This is a genomic window from Oceanobacillus sp. B139/18 (assembly GCF_055524595.1).
This window is the reverse complement of record NZ_JBVFXI010000003.1, coordinates 226,113-243,589: the sequence shown is the minus strand read 5'-3', so window position 1 is coordinate 243,589 and position 17,477 is coordinate 226,113. Positions and strand designations below refer to the sequence as shown.

17 protein-coding genes, 1 pseudogene and 1 other annotated feature are annotated in these 17,477 nt (G+C 37.5%); of the genes and pseudogenes, 13 read left to right on the top strand and 5 right to left on the bottom strand.

The window, feature by feature from the left end; translation table 11 throughout:
• Window positions 1–82 precede the first annotated feature (82 nt).
• On the top strand, window positions 83–487 hold the full coding sequence (locus ACZSMY_RS11620) for a MepB family protein (protein ID WP_455725790.1): 405 nt from the start codon (window positions 83–85) through the stop codon (window positions 485–487).
• An 82-nt stretch (window positions 488–569) separates the two neighbouring features.
• Here ACZSMY_RS11620 and ACZSMY_RS11615 read toward each other — a convergent pair whose 3' ends face one another.
• Window positions 570–1,343 carry a MerR family transcriptional regulator gene (locus ACZSMY_RS11615; protein WP_042530217.1) on the bottom strand — a complete coding sequence of 258 codons (774 nt, stop codon included), beginning with the start codon at window positions 1,341–1,343 and terminating at the stop codon, window positions 570–572.
• A gap of 162 nt (window positions 1,344–1,505) precedes the next feature.
• On the opposite strand from ACZSMY_RS11615, the gene ACZSMY_RS11610 reads away from it, so the two are divergent.
• Together ACZSMY_RS11610 and ACZSMY_RS11605 are read left to right on the top strand one after the other, a co-directional pair.
• Window positions 1,506–2,045, top strand: coding sequence for a hypothetical protein (locus tag ACZSMY_RS11610; protein ID WP_465147804.1), 540 nt, complete (start codon window positions 1,506–1,508; stop codon window positions 2,043–2,045).
• A 705-nt stretch (window positions 2,046–2,750) separates the two neighbouring features.
• On the top strand, window positions 2,751–3,161 hold the full coding sequence (locus ACZSMY_RS11605; protein ID WP_465147803.1) for a hypothetical protein: 411 nt from the start codon (window positions 2,751–2,753) through the stop codon (window positions 3,159–3,161).
• Window positions 3,162–3,533: 372 nt separating this feature from the next.
• Here the strand turns inward: ACZSMY_RS11605 and argS are convergent, their stop codons facing one another.
• Entirely contained in the window at window positions 3,534–5,222 is a 1,689-nt protein-coding gene (gene argS / locus ACZSMY_RS11600) for an arginine--tRNA ligase (RefSeq protein WP_465147802.1), read from the bottom strand.
• 112 nt (window positions 5,223–5,334) lie between these two features.
• Window positions 5,335–5,585 (bottom strand) — a binding site (T-box leader).
• A gap of 173 nt (window positions 5,586–5,758) precedes the next feature.
• On the opposite strand from argS, the gene hprK reads away from it, so the two are divergent.
• From hprK to ACZSMY_RS11570, 6 genes are read left to right on the top strand one after another with little or no spacing between them, the layout of a single operon-like run.
• On the top strand, window positions 5,759–6,697 hold the full coding sequence (gene hprK / locus ACZSMY_RS11595; RefSeq protein WP_042530222.1) for an HPr(Ser) kinase/phosphatase: 939 nt from the start codon (window positions 5,759–5,761) through the stop codon (window positions 6,695–6,697).
• A gap of 13 nt (window positions 6,698–6,710) precedes the next feature.
• Window positions 6,711–7,592 carry a prolipoprotein diacylglyceryl transferase gene (gene lgt, locus ACZSMY_RS11590; protein ID WP_465147801.1) on the top strand — a complete coding sequence of 294 codons (882 nt, stop codon included), beginning with the start codon at window positions 6,711–6,713 and terminating at the stop codon, window positions 7,590–7,592.
• Window positions 7,593–7,624: 32 nt separating this feature from the next.
• Complete coding sequence (locus tag ACZSMY_RS11585) at window positions 7,625–8,572, top strand: nucleoside recognition domain-containing protein (RefSeq protein WP_042530225.1); 948 nt, start codon at window positions 7,625–7,627, stop codon at window positions 8,570–8,572.
• Window positions 8,547–9,182 carry a pyrophosphatase PpaX gene (gene ppaX, locus ACZSMY_RS11580; RefSeq protein WP_193064303.1) on the top strand — a complete coding sequence of 212 codons (636 nt, stop codon included), beginning with the start codon at window positions 8,547–8,549 and terminating at the stop codon, window positions 9,180–9,182. Before ACZSMY_RS11585 ends, ppaX begins: the two co-directional genes overlap by 26 nt.
• 2 nt (window positions 9,183–9,184) lie before the next feature.
• Window positions 9,185–9,721: an acyltransferase gene (locus tag ACZSMY_RS11575; protein WP_465147800.1), complete on the top strand. Its 537-nt coding sequence runs from the start codon at window positions 9,185–9,187 to the stop codon at window positions 9,719–9,721.
• A complete protein-coding gene (locus tag ACZSMY_RS11570) occupies window positions 9,721–10,254 on the top strand; it encodes a glycerol-3-phosphate responsive antiterminator (protein ID WP_465147799.1) in 534 nt (177 codons plus the stop codon). The genes ACZSMY_RS11575 and ACZSMY_RS11570 overlap by 1 nt, the downstream gene beginning before the upstream one ends.
• A gap of 535 nt (window positions 10,255–10,789) precedes the next feature.
• On the opposite strand, the gene ACZSMY_RS11565 is transcribed toward ACZSMY_RS11570, so the two are convergent.
• The gene (locus ACZSMY_RS11565) at window positions 10,790–10,918 is read right to left on the bottom strand and encodes a hypothetical protein (protein WP_256704976.1); all 129 of its coding nucleotides are present in this window, start codon (window positions 10,916–10,918) and stop codon (window positions 10,790–10,792) included.
• A gap of 116 nt (window positions 10,919–11,034) precedes the next feature.
• On the opposite strand from ACZSMY_RS11565, the gene ACZSMY_RS11560 reads away from it, so the two are divergent.
• Window positions 11,035–11,685 carry a hypothetical protein gene (locus tag ACZSMY_RS11560; protein ID WP_465147798.1) on the top strand — a complete coding sequence of 217 codons (651 nt, stop codon included), beginning with the start codon at window positions 11,035–11,037 and terminating at the stop codon, window positions 11,683–11,685.
• 145 nt (window positions 11,686–11,830) lie between these two features.
• Here ACZSMY_RS11560 and ACZSMY_RS11555 read toward each other — a convergent pair whose 3' ends face one another.
• Together ACZSMY_RS11555 and ACZSMY_RS11550 are read right to left on the bottom strand one after the other, a co-directional pair.
• The gene (locus ACZSMY_RS11555) at window positions 11,831–12,562 is read right to left on the bottom strand and encodes an alpha/beta hydrolase (protein WP_052484914.1); all 732 of its coding nucleotides are present in this window, start codon (window positions 12,560–12,562) and stop codon (window positions 11,831–11,833) included.
• A 175-nt stretch (window positions 12,563–12,737) separates the two neighbouring features.
• Window positions 12,738–13,310 (bottom strand): annotated as a pseudogene (locus ACZSMY_RS11550) (transposase); the annotation flags it as partial.
• Window positions 13,311–13,705: 395 nt separating this feature from the next.
• Here ACZSMY_RS11550 and ACZSMY_RS11545 point away from each other — a divergent pair.
• From ACZSMY_RS11545 to ACZSMY_RS11535, 3 genes are read left to right on the top strand one after another with little or no spacing between them, the layout of a single operon-like run.
• Window positions 13,706–15,472: a solute:sodium symporter family transporter gene (locus ACZSMY_RS11545; RefSeq protein WP_042530235.1), complete on the top strand. Its 1,767-nt coding sequence runs from the start codon at window positions 13,706–13,708 to the stop codon at window positions 15,470–15,472.
• Window positions 15,473–15,496: 24 nt separating this feature from the next.
• Window positions 15,497–16,174: a DUF4867 family protein gene (locus tag ACZSMY_RS11540; protein WP_465147797.1), complete on the top strand. Its 678-nt coding sequence runs from the start codon at window positions 15,497–15,499 to the stop codon at window positions 16,172–16,174.
• A gap of 31 nt (window positions 16,175–16,205) precedes the next feature.
• Window positions 16,206–17,435, top strand: a complete 1,230-nt coding sequence (locus ACZSMY_RS11535; protein WP_465147796.1) for a Gfo/Idh/MocA family protein — start codon at window positions 16,206–16,208, stop codon at window positions 17,433–17,435.
• Window positions 17,436–17,477: the final 42 nt, after the last annotated feature.

Below are 17,477 nucleotides of genomic sequence, written 5' to 3'. Positions count from 1 at the left end.
GCTAAAATCGATAAACCTAATCAAATCATTGCTTTCTGGCACAGATGATGACATCACAAATATAGTGAATGAGCCGCAAAATATGGAATATGAAGGGACTACTTTTACGATTCATGAAACGATGTATAGGAGCCGCTTAGCTAAACGAACACCAAAGAAAAAAGGCTACTTTGTTGTTTTCTGGGAAAAAGATGTAAATCAGCGTAATCAGGCTTATGCGTATAGTGAAAGTCCTGATAAAATAATGATTTCAATTATAGATAAAGACCTGAAAGGTCAGTTTATTTTTCCAAAGTCCTTGCTTTTAGAAAAAAGAATATTAAGAACGATTGATAACAAAGGGAAAATGGCAATAAGAGTATATCCTTCTTGGGAAAAGTCGTTAAATAACGCTGCAAAAAAAACACAAGCATGGCAAGCGCCATACTTTATCAATGTTTCAAATGAAATAGATTGGGGAAGGCTTACAGAATTATATTTTTCTTGAAAAGTACATATAAAAATATCGAATGAAAAAGTCCGAAGTGATTCAGTGTAGATAGTGAGCTCTTTCGGACTTTTTCAGTCCATTATTTCCCTTCACTCTCTTTATACTTCTGTTCCATCGCTTTAGCGATTTCCTCCATATAAGCTTCTTCCTCTTTCGACCAAAAAGTCGGAGCTACAAAATCATCAGCTTCAGCAGATTCCAATTGCTCCTCCCATTTATCGATATTTTCTGTAATAACATCTTCAGGGACAATCCTCATAAATAAATCATTGATATTTAAAAATACCTGCTGCGCTTCTGGGGCATGCGGAGGAACATTTTCCCGCATCAGTCTTTTCACCTCGGCCAGAATGGAAAGCCATTCTCTATCTAATTTTTCACGTTTTTTCTTTGGGATATCTGTGAAAAGTGATGCAAAATCATCTGGAAAATGCTCCTTCATCCATGCCTTTTGCTCTTCTTCAAATTCCATCCCGTGAAGCAGCGAGGTGAGGACCGTCCAATCTAATGGGAAATCATCATCTAAAAGTGCTTGCACATGATCAATAGCTGCAATGGCGCGGTTTAATTCTTCGCGCTTATGCACCAAAACCTTTCTTTGAACAGGGACGGAGTCTACAAAATTTTCTAAGGTAATTTCTTCTTTATCGAGCAATTCTTTGATTTCCTGAAGCGAATAGCCAATAAACTTTAACGATTGAATACGCTGTAAGGCAGCGAGTTCTTCCAAGCCATATAATCGATGACCGCTCTCATTTCTTTTGCTTGGGTAAAGAATTCCAAGCTCTTCATAAAAACGCAGCGTCCGTGTTGAAAATCCGGTTTTTGCTCCAAATTCTCCAATGGTATACATTTGAATCAGCTCCTTTACAGATAAGTATAACGGTTTCCGTAACGTGAAGTGCAAGAGGAAAAAATATAAGTGTTTGTCTAAACCAGAACCCACCAGGTAATATTTTTAATAGCAGCATGGAAGGAACGGATAAAAATAATGTGGAAGGGCAGGGGAGATTTAATGAAAAAATGGCTTTTTTTGATTACGCTTTCTTTATTATTTATGGGAGGCTGTAACAGTGAAGCTGGGGGCATGCCTGGTTTTGGAAGTACAACGGATGAATTTGCTGATGCGTATGGAGAAAATCATTTTAATGCGCAAGGGGAAGGCTTATTTTCTGCTCTATTTTTTAACTGTATGGATGACACTTCTTCCATTTACGCAGGAATGAGTGCTGAAGAAGATACTGTTTATGCTTTTGGACTCGATTTCTTGGAAACGGATGAGTCAGAGCGAACCTATGATGAAGCATTGGCAGGGGCAGAAAAGTACATGCCGCAAAATGCGGAAGAAGTGAATGAAGAACCGATGGACGATGGAGTAATCCTGCGGTTTGAAAGCTCGGAGCGTTTTGAAAATGTGGAAATGGAAGAAGACAGTTACAAATTTAACGTAGAACTTATTGAAGGAGACAATGAAGAAATGTACAGTAAAGTTCGTATTGCAGAAGATGTGGAGTTGGATAATCCGCAGGGAGGTATAGAGGATGATCATGAATAAAACAAATTGATCCGGTTATAAAGAGAGTGAGTTGCTGCTTTTTAGGATAGAAAATAGAAACTCACTCTTTGTATGTAATTATTTAGCTAGTTTTTTAGAAACATCTATAATGCTTCTTTTATCCCATTTTCCCAATTCCAGTTATTAAATACCACAGCAAGATAATTGAGATGGAAAGGAACAATGTACAAACCGAAAGAGGAGTAAATGATTTTTTGAAGAAAGCTGAAATAGAAAGTGATAATCCGAATGTTGATATGCCGATCCATACTATATCTTGTAATAACTCACTTATAGATCCAATCAAACCAAGAATATTCGTGAAGAACATGATATACCAAATAATTTGTAGAAACAGAGCTATTTTTAAAATTTTTAATAAGAATGTATGGCTCATATTTTTCATCCCGGTTTTAAACAAACCAACAGATTGTGAGTTATTTTATCCATTTTATAAATTTTTTCAATTAGTTATCTAACCTCTTATGATTAAGCATTATTGTATGAATTCAGAAAGCTATGAAGTAGTTTAGCGTTACCAAGTGCTTGACATAGAACCAATTATTAAAGAAAATCTTATACAGAACATAAAAAGATGTGATAAATTCAAGTTATCTACGTCTCCGGATATAAGACTTTATCCATTTGATTGACGGTAGAACAGGACATATCAAATGTTTAAAATAATATAAGGGAAGTGTCACAGTGAAAAGACCTTTAGGAGTTACATTAATAAGTTATTTCTATATTTTTGGTGCGATAGTTTTGTTATCTACCGCAATTTTTTATGACCCGAATGCGAATGTGATTAGTATAGCTGAAAGGATCGGACTTCACAGTATACCTGAACGCATAATGAGAGTTATCTTGGCTTTGTTTTCGTTAGTAATGGTCTATGGTTACATTCAATTAAAAAAATGGGGGTTTTGGATAATGATAACTTATTCAATCTTTTTTGCGACAATCAGTTCAGTGCTTATAAGTAATCAAACTCCTCAGCCTTATACAGGTAATATGATTTTTTCAATTATCGTAACGATTTATACAATATACGTAAGAAGAGTGTTTTTTTATAAAAATAGTACTCAATATAAGAATAAACTATTTTATTCTTAATTTAAACGAAGGAACAGAGAACACCTCCAACAGTAATGAAACGGATGGAACCGCGGAAAATAAGGACAACAATCATACTGCTGATGATACAGCAAATGCTGAAGATACTGAAAGTGCTGTAAGTGACGCAAATGAAAGCGGCGGAGGGATGTCTGCGCTTGACTGGGTCCTTATCGGAATCGTAGTATTTGGGAAGAGCCATTAGCGGTATTATCCTGGGGCAAAAGGCGGCGCAGTATGTAGGATAAGTTCTCAAATGAAGAAGCTGCCAACGAATGCATACTGTGCATTTTGTTGACAGCTTCGTTAAATGGTGAAGCGTATTTTCAAAATAAATAAGAGGTACCTTAAACAAAAATAGTGGACTGATTTTTATAATTCCTCGGGGGCTTTGATTCCAAGCAGTCTCAGACCTTCTTTCAACACAATCGCAGTCGATTTTACTAACGCGAGTCTGCTGCTTTGTTCTGCGTCTTCCGCTAATATTTTGATATTACTATAGTATTTATTAAATTCTTGACTTAATTTTAAAACATATTTTGCGATAACTGATGGTTCAGCCTGCTGAAAACTTTTTTCGATTACATCTGGAAAATTCATCAATGTTTTGATGATAGTCCAGCTGTGCAAATCGGTTAGTCCAGTATCAGGAAAATAAATTCCAGAAGGAGCTTTCCGAAGTATCGAGCAGGCGCGGGCATGAGTATATTGCACATAAAGCCCGGTAGAACCTTCAAATTTCAACATCGCTTCTAAGTTGAATTCAATATTGTTTTGTCGTTCATTCTTTAAGTCATGAAAAATAATGGCGCCGACACCAACCACTTTTGCTACGTCTTCTTTATTTTCTAATGTTGAGTTTTTAGCTTTAATATTTTGGTGAGCCAGATCAATAGCTTCTTTGATGACATCTTCTAATAGCACAACCTTCCCTTTACGAGTCGACATTTTCTTGCCATCTTTTAATATAAAGCCAAATGGTACATGCTCTAATTCATTTGCCCAGTTATATCCCATTTTCTGTAGTACGAGGAATAGCTGCTGAAAATGAAGGCGCTGTTCTTGCCCTACGATATAAAAGGACTTTTCAACATGATAGGTCTTTCTTCGATAAATAGCTGCAGTTAGATCTCTCGTTGCGTAAAGGGTAGCACCATCTTTCTTTTTGATTAAGCAAGGCGGCATCTGTTCATCTGTTAAGTCAACCACTTCTGCTCCGTCAGAGAAAGACAGAAGATCTTTCGCTTTCAACTTTTGGACAACTGTATTCATTTTATCATTATAGAAAGCTTCCCCATCATAGGAGTCAAATTCGATATCCAGCAGCTTATAAATTTTCTCAAATTCTTTTAGTGATTCTTCTCTAAACCATTTCCACAACCGAGTTGCTTCTTTGTTTCCAGATTCTAATTGTATAAACCAAAAGCGTGCTTTATCCTCTAAGTGAGGATGTTTTTCTGCCTCTTCATGAAACTTCACATATAGATGAAACAGTTCTTTGATTGGATTCTTCTGTACTTTTTCTTCTGCGCCCCAAAGCTTATATGCGGTAATCATCTTGCCGAATTGAGTTCCCCAATCGCCAAGATGATTGATACGAATTGCCTTATAACCGCATTTTTCTGATATATTAGCAAGGGCATTGCCAATAACAGTAGAGCGTAAATGTCCCATGGAAAAAGGCTTCGCAATATTGGGAGATGAGAAATCGAGCGTGATTGTTTTTTTCTTGTACTGGGAAAAAGAACCGAAATTTTCTTGTTCCTTGATAATATGTTGGATTACTTCTTTACTGATCGTCTCCTTGTTTAAAAATCCATTTAAATACGGGCCTTCAGCAATCGTCTGTTCTAAAAAGGGTGCAGCAATATTCTCGGATAACTCTTTTGCTATTTGCTGTGGTGCTTTTTTCAATTTTTTTGCAAGTGTAAAGCAAGGAAATGCTAAATCTCCGTGTGCATTATATTTTGGTTTTTCCAGCAATGAAATGATTTCATTTATATCGGATACTCCTTCTAAATGGGAAGCTATTACATCTCCAAATTGCTGGTGATAATTCATGTTATCAATCCTCCTAGTATAATGGAATACAATTTTATAAAACAAACCTTCATTCAGCGGGAGTTTTTCGTACGATTTTCCGCAATAAATAAAAAACGTCTCCATGATATAACATAGAGACGAGTTTATCCGCGGTGCCACCCTAATTGTTCTTATTTTATGTGTGGCTTTATCCTTTAGGAAAGGAGTGAAATAAGAACCATCTTATCGTATCTTTAACGGAATCACCCGGCGTATCCTACTGATTGTTCAGACAGCTCCTCCGAAGTGCGCTTCATTATATTCTGTATCACCGGGCTTACACCGTCCCCTCGGTTCGCTATCATACAAAAATATAATTACTCTCTTCATCAACGGTTTCATATTAATGGAATAGTATACAGTATTTTTTCAAAATAACAAGTATTTTCTGCTGTTAAAGCTTATCCTATACAACAAAAATAATTTAATCACACCAAAACTTCTCCCCTACGTTTTTTAAATGGATTATGCTAAAATGTATATCAGTTAGCTTTGTTGAAGAGAGGAGCTTCAAAATGGTATCAACCGTCTGTACAAAAGATTTATTGGACAGGTTTCATTTGCAATTGGTAGCAGGAGAAGAAGGGGTTCACCGTGAGATTATCACAAGTGATATTTCACGTCCAGGATTAGAAATGACTGGCTTTTTTGATTATTATCCCAGAGAACGCCTGCAATTGATCGGAAAGACAGAATTAGCTTATTTTCTGGGTTTGAATGCAGCGGAGAGAAAGCAGCGTGCTGAAAATCTATGTACGGATGTAACCCCGGGGATCATCATTTCCCGCGGGATGGATGTACCGGAAGAATTTTTTGAAGCATCGAAGCACTCTGGCGTTCCTATCATACAATCACCGCGGACAACCACGCGTGTATTGAGCCGTTTAACCAATTACTTAGAATCAAAATTTGCGCCTTTTACTGCGGTACATGGTGTGTTAATCGATATTTATGGTGTCGGCGTCTTGATAATCGGCCAAAGCGGTGTCGGTAAAAGTGAGACAGCGCTTGAATTAGTAAAGCGGGGGCATCGTCTTGTAGCAGATGATAATGTGGAAATCCGGCAGGAGGATTATGAGAGTCTGATTGGCAATGCGCCGGCTCTGATTGAGCATTTACTGGAGATTCGGGGACTTGGGATTATCAATGTTATGACATTATTTGGAGCCAGCTCCATCCGCAGCCAAAAGCGGATCTCGATGGTGATTCAATTGGAAATCTGGGATGAAAAGAAGCAGTACGACCGTTTAGGCTTAGATGAAGATACCATGAAGATCATGGATGTTCATTTGCCAAAAGCAACGATACCGGTCAGACCAGGAAGAAACCTTGCTGTTATTATCGAAGTAGCTGCCATGAATTTCCGTCTGAAGCGGATGGGCGTGAATACAGCAGAGGAATTTTCGGATCGGTTAACTAAAATGATTGAACAAGGTGATTTGGAATCACAATAGGAGGATGATATAGATGACTGGGACAGACGCTCCTATTGATCGCGTGTTTTTAGAACTGGGGCCATTAACCATTTATTGGTATGGTATTATTATCGCCGTTGGGGCCGTATTAGCCGTTTATTTAGCAACGAGGGAAGCAGAAAGAGTCGGCCTTGGCAAAGAAACCATTATGGATTTCATTATTTTTGCTGTGCCGATTGCGATTATTTCAGCGAGAATCTATTATGTCATTTTTGAATTTGAACAATATGCGAATGGTCCGCTTTGGAAGATGATTGCCGTCTGGGAGGGCGGTATCGCTATCCATGGAGCTATTATCGGCGGGGTTCTCACAGCTATCGTGTTCACAAAAGTAAAGAAAATTTCTTTCTGGCGTCTTGCTGATGTGATTGCACCAAGTTTAATCTTAGGTCAGGCAATTGGACGCTGGGGGAATTTCGTTAATCAGGAAGCGCATGGCGGGCCAATTTCCGGGGCGGCTTATGAGAGCTTCCATCAGTATTTGCCGGACTTTATTATGAATCAGATGGTAATTGACGGTGTGATGTATCACCCGACATTTTTATATGAATCCGTCTGGAATTTCCTGATATTTTTCGGACTGCTGTTTTTCCGCAGGATCAATCCAAAACGCGGCATGGTATTTTTAATGTATGCCGTTACCTATTCGATTGGAAGGTTCTATATCGAAGGACTCCGGACAGACAGTTTATATGTTATTGGTGAACTGCGAACGGCGCAGGTTGTTTCCATACTAACGATTGTAGCAGGAGTTATCATGATGCTGTATCTGATAAAAACATCCAACGTCCGTTACCTTGACGTGCCTGCGAAAAAGAAACAGGCAAAGCCGTCGAATAAAAATAAAGGTAAAAAGAAGAAGAAAAAGAAGTAATGGAATTGTCTAAGTTGAAATGAGGTAAGAAAATGAAAGGGATGCTTTACAGGGGATTGAAAGAGGGGTTAAAGACCACACTAAAGCTTGGAAAGGTTATTTTCCCCATTACATTAATTATAACGATTTTACAGTTTACACCAGTTTTCCCCTGGTTTATGAATATCATCTCCCCGCTTATGGGGTTATTCGGTTTGTCAGGTGAAGCCGCTGTTCCGCTTGTTTTAGGGAATGGCTTGAATTTATATGCAGGTATTGCAGCGATTATTTCTTTTGATTTTACAGTGAAGGAAGTCTTTATTATGGCAGTCATGCTGTCGTTCTCTCATAATCTTTTTATTGAATCTGCTGTAGCAACCAGTGTCGGAGTAAGATGGTGGGTCATCGTCGGTATTCGGGTCGGACTGGCTGTCATTTCCGGGCTACTGATTAATTTATTCTGGAATGGCGGTTCAGAGCTTGCTCAATATGGATTCATTTCCAGTAATGAAGTAGTGCTGGATAATTGGTGGGAGATTGCACTCCATGGCGCGCAGGCTGCGCTGACAGCAATTGTTCAACTAGCTTGTATCGTTATTCCGTTAATGATTATTATGCAGGTTATGCGGGAGTTGGGCTGGATGACAGCTTTATCCAATAAATTCGCTCCGTTTATGAAGCTGCTGGGGATAGATAAACGGGCTTCCATGACGATGGTTGCCGGGTTGACGATTGGACTTGCTTATGGAGCAGGTCTTATGATGCAGGCAGTAAAGGAAGATAATGTGCCAAAGAAGGATATGTATTTAGCCTTGATTTTTCTGGTATCCTGCCATGCGGTCGTCGAAGATACACTAGTCTTTATTCCGCTTGGTATTCCAGTTTGGCCATTATTGATTATCCGGTTATCGGTAGCGATTATTTTAACGATGACGCTTGCTTATTTCTGGAAAAAAGAAGAAAGGAAAATGCATCATGAGCATTCGTACCATTCTGTTTGATCTGGACGGAACGTTGATTGATACAAATGAGCTGATACGTGCTTCATTTGAACATACATTTCAACAATTTGATATGCAGTTTACACCGGAAGAAATAAAACATCTTAACGGACCGCCGCTAAATGAAACCTTTTATGAAATAAATCCGGGGCTGTCTGAGCAAATGGTCGCTGCGTACCGGGAGTATAATATGAGAGAGCATGACCGTTATGTAGAAGCTTTTCCGGATGTATATGAAACAATCAAACAGCTGTATGAAAAGGATATTACATTAGGAATCGTCAGCACAAAAATTAAAAAAACGGTGATGATGGGGCTGGATTTAACCAAGCTGACGGATTTCTTTTCGGTCATCATTACCTATGATGATGTAGTAAATAAAAAGCCTGATCCGGAACCGGTGGAAAAAGCGATGAGTTTGCTGGATGCCGATCCGGAGACAACGTTAATGGTCGGAGATAATTTTCATGACATTGTTTCCGGACAGCGGGCAGGCACACAAACGGCGGCAGTAAGCTGGTCCGAGAAAACAGAAGCCTTTTTAAAAAGCTATCATCCAACCTATTATTTGGATACAATGAGGGATTTATTAACAGTGGCAGGTGAATAGGCATGCGGAGAACGGAAAGGTATAAGGTTCATCATAAAGCAAATTCTCTATGGCAGATGTACAGTACCGTATCTTTTTTTAAAATAGTGAAGAATTTTATTGTCATTCAGGTTGCGCGATATACCCCTTTTTTAAGAATGAAAAATTGGCTGTATCGGCATCTGTTGCGCATGAAAGTAGGCGACCGTACATCCTTTGCTTTAATGGCGATGCCTGATTCCATGTTCCCTGAAAAAATCAAGGTTGGAGATAACAGCATTATCGGTTATAACACCACCATTTTAGCGCATGAATATTTAATTACAGAATATCGTCTGGGTGAGGTGCATATTGGCAATGAGGTTATGATCGGAGCCAATTCGACGATATTGCCGGGGGTGCATATCGGTGATGGAGCGATTGTCTCGGCTGCGACACTTGTTCATAAAGATGTCCCGGCTGGAGCTTTTGCAGGGGGGAATCCAATGCGGATTATTTATACCAAGGAAGAAATGGAATCGCGTCAATCACCGGATGGGCATGAAGGGAGGAATTCTTGATGCATGGGGTATTGCCTGCTGTACGGCGGATGAAGGACTTTGAGAAAGTATTGGAAAGTAATCACGAACATATTATTATTTTAGAATCCAGATTAGTTCAGCTCAAGAGTATGATTGATTACGCTCATCGCGCAAATAAAAAGGTATTAGTCCATTTTGATTTGATCCAAGGATTGAAAGCAGACGAGTACGGCATGGAATTTCTGCAGCGTGAAATAAAGCCGGATGGAATTTTAACAACTCGCGGCAATGTGATTGCCGCTGCTAAGAAGCATAAATTGCTGGCAATCCAGCGTGTTTTTATCTTGGACAGTGCGGCGTTAGAACAGAGCATTAAGCTTATTCAGCGATTTCATCCGGATTACGTTGAAATCTTGCCTGGACTGATGCCTGAAGTGATTGAAGAGATAACGGGAGAAATTGATATTCCTGTCATTGCCGGCGGTTTGATTAAAGAGGAAGAGCAGGTGAAAGCAGCATTAGATGCTGGAGCGGTTGCTGTTTCTACTTCAAGCCGGAAGCTTTGGGATTAAAGGTAGCGGCGGCGATTTAAATGGGCGGGTTGGAAGAAGTTACAACACCCTTTTTGTGTACGAGGCATGCGTATACTCTGTAGGTTTAAAGTCCCGATCTGCGAAGGGAGTAGTAGTGGTTAACCTTAGGAACACGAACTTCATAGAAGGCTAGAGGTGCTTGGGTAAGACTGCAAAACAAGCCTTACTGCGAAAGGGTGCATAGAGTAAATGAAGTGGGGACATGAAGAAGAAGAGTGTGTAATTACCCTGGGAGGCCTGATAGAAATGCGGTACACAGTCGTAACTGAACATGCGAATGTTCACTGAACTATCAGAAGTCAGCCGGGGGCCGTAGTACAAGATGCTTCTATAATATCTGGGAAGGCTTAATCATTTAAGGAGAATTGCCACTCTGCGTACGCAATACTCGGTGAAACAGAAACATAAAACCCTTCCTAATGGAGGAATATATAGTTAATTTGTATCGGAGTGTAAATAAAAAATGCCAATTGTTTCTATTTATAGAACCTGTTTTAAAATTAGTTTACGAAATTTATGCTCCTTTCTCTTCTTCTGCTTTGTTCCCTTCATATTCTTTTACTGCGGTTTCCATATGCAATAATTCCAACACATAAACAAATCGAGAAAATACAGATGATAATAAAAGAATTGTTTCAACCATTTTTGCATATGCTATTAAAATAAATGTGTTAGGTGGTTTATTGTATACTGTAAATGGATACAGTTAATATAAGCAAGATATATTGGCTAAAAACTTAGGAACAAAAGGAAAACCCAATGGATACTATTTTCTTTGCTATTTTTTCGATCAGTTATTTCATATTACTCCTATTAGTCATAAGGTTATTAAAGAAACCTTATGTTGAAAGCTCCATATACTTATTACCTGTTATCGCAGGTCTATTCTATGATAATACCATCCTTACTATAGGCCGTATTATTGGTGAAGGAGATTTCTTAGAAAACCTAAATATTGCAAGGTATTGGATACATGCTTTCTTTACGCCATTGCTTGTATTATTCGCTTGGAAAACACTTGAGCAAGCAAACATGCAATGGGCAAGAAAGACTTCTATCCGAATTTTGGCTATAGGTTTAACTGCATTACTCGTGTTTTTGGAATTATTTACTGAAGTATTTAATCTTAACATCGAAGCAAAATGGGAATTTGGAGTGCTGAGTTATAGGAGCTTAGATCCTTCAAGCGGTCCCCCATTCATGATATTGGTTGTCTCATTCGTATTAGTTGTAGTTTCTATCCTCATATGGATTAAACAGAAATGGGCTTGTTTTTTTATTGGCGCTTTATTAATGATAATTGGAAGTGCTATTCAGTGGCCTATAAAGAGCGGTGCTATTACCAATCTTTTTGAGTTGATATTAATCATTTCATTACTTGGAACAGCTTACTTTCAGAGGAAAACTTAACTCAATATATAGACGGCTTTATTAAAGTCAATTTTATAAACATGAGTTTAAATAATGGAAGCATTTTTAAAGAAGGAGGTAGCAACAGTTCTTCACAAATAAACGGTGTGCTACCTCCTCATTTTTCATTTAGCTAAATTAAGAATCATAACTGCTCTAGCCAATTAATGATTTTTTCAATGACCAAATCCTGCTGTTTCTTCGGAGATATAGATGCATCTAAATCATTTTTTTGCTCACCATACATACCAAATTGCGCATGATTTCCACCTTTAATTTCAAAGTACTCAGTTGATTTCGGATTATAGATACGATTTTTTTCGATTTTATTCAAGGTACTTAATCCATCAAATTCTGCATAGATAGAAAGAGAAGGAATAGTTAGCTCTGATAAATTATTGCTATCGTTTGTATACGATCCCAGAAAGAATAATCCATCAACGTTGTCAGGATTTTTTTTTGTATAAGCCGCTGCCATTGATCCACCTAATGAATGTCCGCCAATATACCAAGTTGTAATTGATTCATCAAGTTGCATGACTTCATCCGCTCTATCTATCCCGAATATGGCAAAATTTAATGGCATTGATGGTATGAACACATTATAGCCTTCGTTTGCTAGTTGTTCCGCGAGATAGCTATATGCCAGTGTTTCTACTTTAGCACCAGGATATAATATAATTCCAACTTTGGATGGTTCTTCTGGTGTAAAAACATAAGTAGAGCCTTCCTCATTATTAGTTACCTCGGAAAGATTAACAAGCTCTTTAAGTTCATTAGTAGGCTTATATGTGATTTGTGACCAGATAAAAAAACATATAGCTGCTAGAGAGACTAGTCCTCCAACGATTAACATAGTTCTTTTGAAAATTTTCAAAGAAAAATCTCCTTCATTTTAACTCATCCATTATAAAAGTATATAACGTTTAAAATCCAAAATGCTTATTATTCCTTGTAAATCTTATCATATTATTGTTACGTATACTATTCCATATGTATCTTTTGTTAATTATTTGACTACTTCTAAGTTCTGATTTAATAATCTTGATAAGTAGGCTTACGTGCTTATCTTGAAAGGGGTAACGTTGTTTCAAGTTTTCACCATGCCAATAACATCAAGCCCTTGGTCTTTATCTCTATCCGAGAGGCTGGTACGTGAATCAATAATCCATCAGCACATAAGAGGCATCCACGCTTGTTTTCATGGCACGCTCAATCTTACCAGGTATTTGTTCGGCTGTAGTTTGAAGTGCTTCTACTCTGCGTTTATAGTCTGAACTACGCTTGTCAATCTTTGATGAAATGTCGTTAATTTGGCTTTCCTTCGAGCTTAATAAAGAAAAGTCTACTGGAATGAAAGTGGCGCCATCGGGCCACCCAAGAGTAAGCATGCGAAATCCTTTATAAAAGCGCATTTTTTGGGATGAATGGTTAAAATAGCGAGCCAATAATTCAACCAATTTACTGTGGTTACGGTTATGCGAACAATCGTCTACAATCAATGTTTTCGGCCAATTATGATCGGTTAAGTTTGTTAACTTTTTGATGGTATGATTGCTCAGGTACAATAAAAATCTTCTCTCGGCAAAGGTGGACTTGTTTAAAAGTCGATAAACCGTATTCTTTATTTCATTTGTCAATGGCCGTAATGGAACAGATATAAGCTTTACAGCTAATTAATTTGAACGTTGTTTCTAGCTGCGAAAGTTGAGTAATGAAGAAAAAATAATAATCGAAATGCAGTTCTTTATCTGACCTTTGTCTGAATCTGCAACAGTTTTCTATATAAATATGCCCTGTTAAACTATAATTCATTAAAAAAATAAAAAAAAAGCTTGCATTTTTGAATACGTTTCCAATATAATATGTTTAAAGATAGTGATGTTTGTTTAAACATAATGATGTTAACTAGGGGGTAGATTTGAATTTGAGTAATTAAAAACGGATAACAAATAAAACAGTCGAGGGGCAGGACGTTTAAAAATACGAAATAACGTGTTATCTAAAAGGAGGAGCAAGGATGGGGAGTATTGCATTTACATTAATAACATGTGCTTTCTTTATGGGACTGGTGGCTTGGTATTCTTATCATAAAACAAAGAATACAGTAAGTGATTCAACAGGTTATTTTTTAGCTGGCAGAGGATTGACCGGCGGGTTTATAGCCGGATCATTAATTTTAACAAACCTATCTGCCGAACAATTAATTGGTTTAAATGGACAAGGATATAGTGCAAACTTATCAAATATGGCCTGGGAAGTTACAGCTGGATTCTCTGTTATTATGCTGGCTCTTGTGTTACTTCCAAGATATTTGGGCGGAGCCTTCACAACACTTCCTGGGTTTATCAATAACCGATTTGACCAGGGTACGAGATTGTTGATTGTGTTATTGTTTATGCTGGGATATGGATTGATTACAATCCCTTCTGTACTTTATTCGGGATCTATTGCGGTATTACAATTATTCGATATACCTAATATGCTTGGGATTAGTTTTGAGCAATCGATGTGGGTAGTAGTTTGGGTTATCGGTATTATTGGTTCTATCTATGCTATTTTTGGCGGTTTAAAAGCTGTAGCTATTTCGGATACAATCAATGGAATTGGATTATTGATTGTTGGTTTGCTTGTACCAGTTCTGGGTTTCATTGCTCTAGGTGATGGTAATTTATTCGAAGGAATGAAAACGATTACGACAGAACATCCGGAAAAAATGAATGCTATCGGATCAAGTGATGATGGAGTTCCCTTTGGAGCTATTTTTACAGGAATGCTATTTGCTAATTTATTTTATTGGGGCACAAATCAGTATGTTATTCAAAGAACACTGGGTGCAAAAAGTTTGGCAGAAGGTCAAAAAGGAGCGTTATTTACAGGTTTCCTAAAAATTTTAGTTCCATTCTTGATGATGATTCCAGGTATTATTGCTTTCCATTTATATGGACCGGGGTTAGAGACAATGGATCTGGCATATCCAACATTAATCAGTGATATCTTCCCTACATTTTTAAATGGATTTTTCTTAGCTGTATTATTAGGAGCTGTTTTTTCCAGCTTTAACTCCTTATTAAATAGTGCTTCTACGTTGTTTGTATATGATGTCTATAAGGTAGTTATCAACAAAGATGCCAGTGATAGAAAAATGATACGTGTCAGTCAGTGGTTTGGAACGATTTTGGCATTAATAACGTTTTTTATTTCTCCGTTGTTAATCAATGCTCCTGACGGGTTATGGACTCTGATTCGTCAGTTTACTGGATTTTTCAATATTCCAATTATTGCAATTGTGTTAGTGGGGATTTTTTCTAAACGCGTTCCTTCCATAGCGCCGAAAGTTACGATTATACTCCATGTAATAGCATATTATTTCTTGATTTGGGGGTTGCCAACATTCTTTAATGTGGAATTAGCTATCAACTTCATTCACATTCAAGGGCTAATGTTTGTAATTGAAGTTGCGCTTATGCTTGTGATTGGAATGGTAAAGCCTTTAGAAGAGCCATTTGTATTTAAAGTTAACGCGCAGGTTAGCATGGTTCCTTGGAAATATGCATTGCCAGTAACGATTCTGTTATTAAGTGCAATGGTATTCAGTTATATTTTATTCTCGCCAATTGGCGTGGCTTCGCCGGAAAATATTATCTCAGGCTGGTTCTGGCCGGCAACGATTGCTCTTATCGTTGTAACGATCATTCTTTATCTTATTGCACTTAAATCGTGGAATAAAAAATATGCAGACAAACTGTTAAGCAGTCATGAAGAGCAACTAAAGAAAGAAGCTTAGCATTATATATGAGGGAGGTAGAGGATGAATAATCTACTAGAGAAATTGCAAGAAAATAATTCAAATAAGACGATTCACTCTATTACAGCGGATAAATTTAAAAAATATGGCAGGATCCTAACGGGATTTGATTGGAGCGAATGGAATGAAACCATGAAGCAGATAGAGATTCCTCAGGATGTAAATCAATATATTGCTTCTGATACAGCTTTAGAAAAAGCAAAGCTGACAGAAAAAATCCGAACAACCCTGTTTGGAGGAATGGAGATACAGGTTGGATATTGTAATGGTCCCAATAGTCATTTGAATGGGTTAGAATATCATAAAGGCAGTGAAATCAACATTGCTGTTACCGATTTAATTCTTATTTTAGGACACACCGGAGATATTCACAAAAATAAGTATAAAACGGAAAATCTGGATATTTTCTATTTGCCTAAAGGAACAATGATAGAAATTTATCAGACTACATTGCATTTTGCACCTTGTAAAGTGAATGAGGAAGGTTTTAAGTGTATGGTTATCTTACCTAAAGGAACCAATGAACCTATTGATTTCAGCAAATCAGTGATAACCGAAGAGGACAAACTGCTATTTATGAAAAATAAATGGCTGCTTGCACATCCAGATAGAACACAGCTTATTTCTAAAGGTGCCTATCCTGGAATTATTGGAGAAAATTTTAAATTAGAAACGATATAAGATTTACTAAATTTAAAGGAGAGATGGAGAAATGACAGTAGAAAGACAGGAATTAGATATTTTAGCGGGTTTCGATAAATCAAAATTTGATTATTTACCAGGGGAAGATCGTTATCTGACCGCAGAGAATCAGCCTAAATTAAAATTCAATTTAATAGGTACAGGGAATATTGGGCAGGAACATATGAAAGTAACCATACTGGAAGGCCGGGCAACCATTAATGGATTATATGATCCAAATGAAAAAAGTATTGAGCAGGCGAAAGACGTATTTGTTAATGAATTGCAGGCTGGAGATATAAACGTATTTGAATCGTTAGAAGAAGCATGTAATGATCCGGAAGCGGATGCATTGTTAATCTGTACGCCAAACTATACGCATATAGATGTTGTGCGGGTAGCGGCGAAATCGAAAAAACATATTTTTTTAGAAAAACCAATGACCACAAACCTGGAAGATGCATACGAAATCATGGAGATTGCTAAAGATTACCCAAGTATTTTTCAAATAGGTTTGCAATACCGTTATAAACCAATCTATGTAGAAGCAATTCATGAAGCACTGGAAAGAAAATTAGTTGGTGATATTAAAACGATTTCCATTATGGAGCATCGTGTACCTTTCCTTGATAAAGTAGGGCAATGGAATAAATTCTCCGAAAAATCAGGGGGAACATTTGTAGAGAAATGCTGTCATTACTTCGATTTATTTAATTTATTTGCGCAATCGAAGCCTGTAGAAGTATATGCAACAGGAAGCCAGGCAGTAAACTTTCAAACCTTCCAATATGAGGGGGAAAGTTCAGATATTATTGATAGCGGCTTTGTCATTGTAAAATATGAAAATGGTATTCAATGTAATTTTAATTTATCTATGTTTTCACCTATGTTTTATGAAGAATTAGTGCTTTGTGGAAATGAAGGACGTCTGAAAGCTACTGAAACAGAACGGTTTGTACCATTAGAAGGACCAGATAACTATTTGGAGGTTATTCGTGCAGGAGGAAGTCCTTCGAAAACTTCTACGCCGGTTTATCCGACAGAGATTCAAAAAAGTGGACATGGCGGAGCAACTTATTATGAACATGTTTACTTTGTAGATAATATTTTAGGAAAAACAACTTCGACTGCCACTGTAGAGGAAGGTTTCTGGTCTATCGTTGTAGGATTGGCGGCAGAAGAATCATTAAGAACCGGTGAAAAAGTAATTATAAATGATTTTTTAGCTGCAAATCCGAAAGACACGGTGGTGAATAACTAAGAAGAATCTGATAGAAAGAATCCTTCTATAAAGAAGGTGTTC

What these genes read in the sequence shown, in the direction of transcription:
- hprK (WP_042530222.1), top strand. Translation starts at nt 5,759, where the DNA reads ATGGTATCAACCGTCTGTACAAAAGATTTATTGGACAGGTTTCATTTG.
- ACZSMY_RS11570 (WP_465147799.1), top strand. Translation starts at nt 9,721, where the DNA reads ATGCATGGGGTATTGCCTGCTGTACGGCGGATGAAGGACTTTGAGAAA.
- ACZSMY_RS11535 (WP_465147796.1), top strand. Translation starts at nt 16,206, where the DNA reads ATGACAGTAGAAAGACAGGAATTAGATATTTTAGCGGGTTTCGATAAA.
- ACZSMY_RS11575 (WP_465147800.1), top strand. Translation starts at nt 9,185, where the DNA reads ATGCGGAGAACGGAAAGGTATAAGGTTCATCATAAAGCAAATTCTCTA.
- ACZSMY_RS11610 (WP_465147804.1), top strand. Translation starts at nt 1,506, where the DNA reads ATGAAAAAATGGCTTTTTTTGATTACGCTTTCTTTATTATTTATGGGA.
- argS (WP_465147802.1), bottom strand. Translation starts at nt 5,222, where the DNA reads ATGAATTATCACCAGCAATTTGGAGATGTAATAGCTTCCCATTTAGAA.
- lgt (WP_465147801.1), top strand. Translation starts at nt 6,711, where the DNA reads ATGACTGGGACAGACGCTCCTATTGATCGCGTGTTTTTAGAACTGGGG.
- ACZSMY_RS11560 (WP_465147798.1), top strand. Translation starts at nt 11,035, where the DNA reads ATGGATACTATTTTCTTTGCTATTTTTTCGATCAGTTATTTCATATTA.
- ACZSMY_RS11615 (WP_042530217.1), bottom strand. Translation starts at nt 1,343, where the DNA reads ATGTATACCATTGGAGAATTTGGAGCAAAAACCGGATTTTCAACACGG.
- ACZSMY_RS11545 (WP_042530235.1), top strand. Translation starts at nt 13,706, where the DNA reads ATGGGGAGTATTGCATTTACATTAATAACATGTGCTTTCTTTATGGGA.
- ppaX (WP_193064303.1), top strand. Translation starts at nt 8,547, where the DNA reads ATGAGCATTCGTACCATTCTGTTTGATCTGGACGGAACGTTGATTGAT.
- ACZSMY_RS11620 (WP_455725790.1), top strand. Translation starts at nt 83, where the DNA reads ATGGAATATGAAGGGACTACTTTTACGATTCATGAAACGATGTATAGG.
- ACZSMY_RS11565 (WP_256704976.1), bottom strand. Translation starts at nt 10,918, where the DNA reads ATGGTTGAAACAATTCTTTTATTATCATCTGTATTTTCTCGATTTGTT.
- ACZSMY_RS11585 (WP_042530225.1), top strand. Translation starts at nt 7,625, where the DNA reads ATGAAAGGGATGCTTTACAGGGGATTGAAAGAGGGGTTAAAGACCACA.
- ACZSMY_RS11540 (WP_465147797.1), top strand. Translation starts at nt 15,497, where the DNA reads ATGAATAATCTACTAGAGAAATTGCAAGAAAATAATTCAAATAAGACG.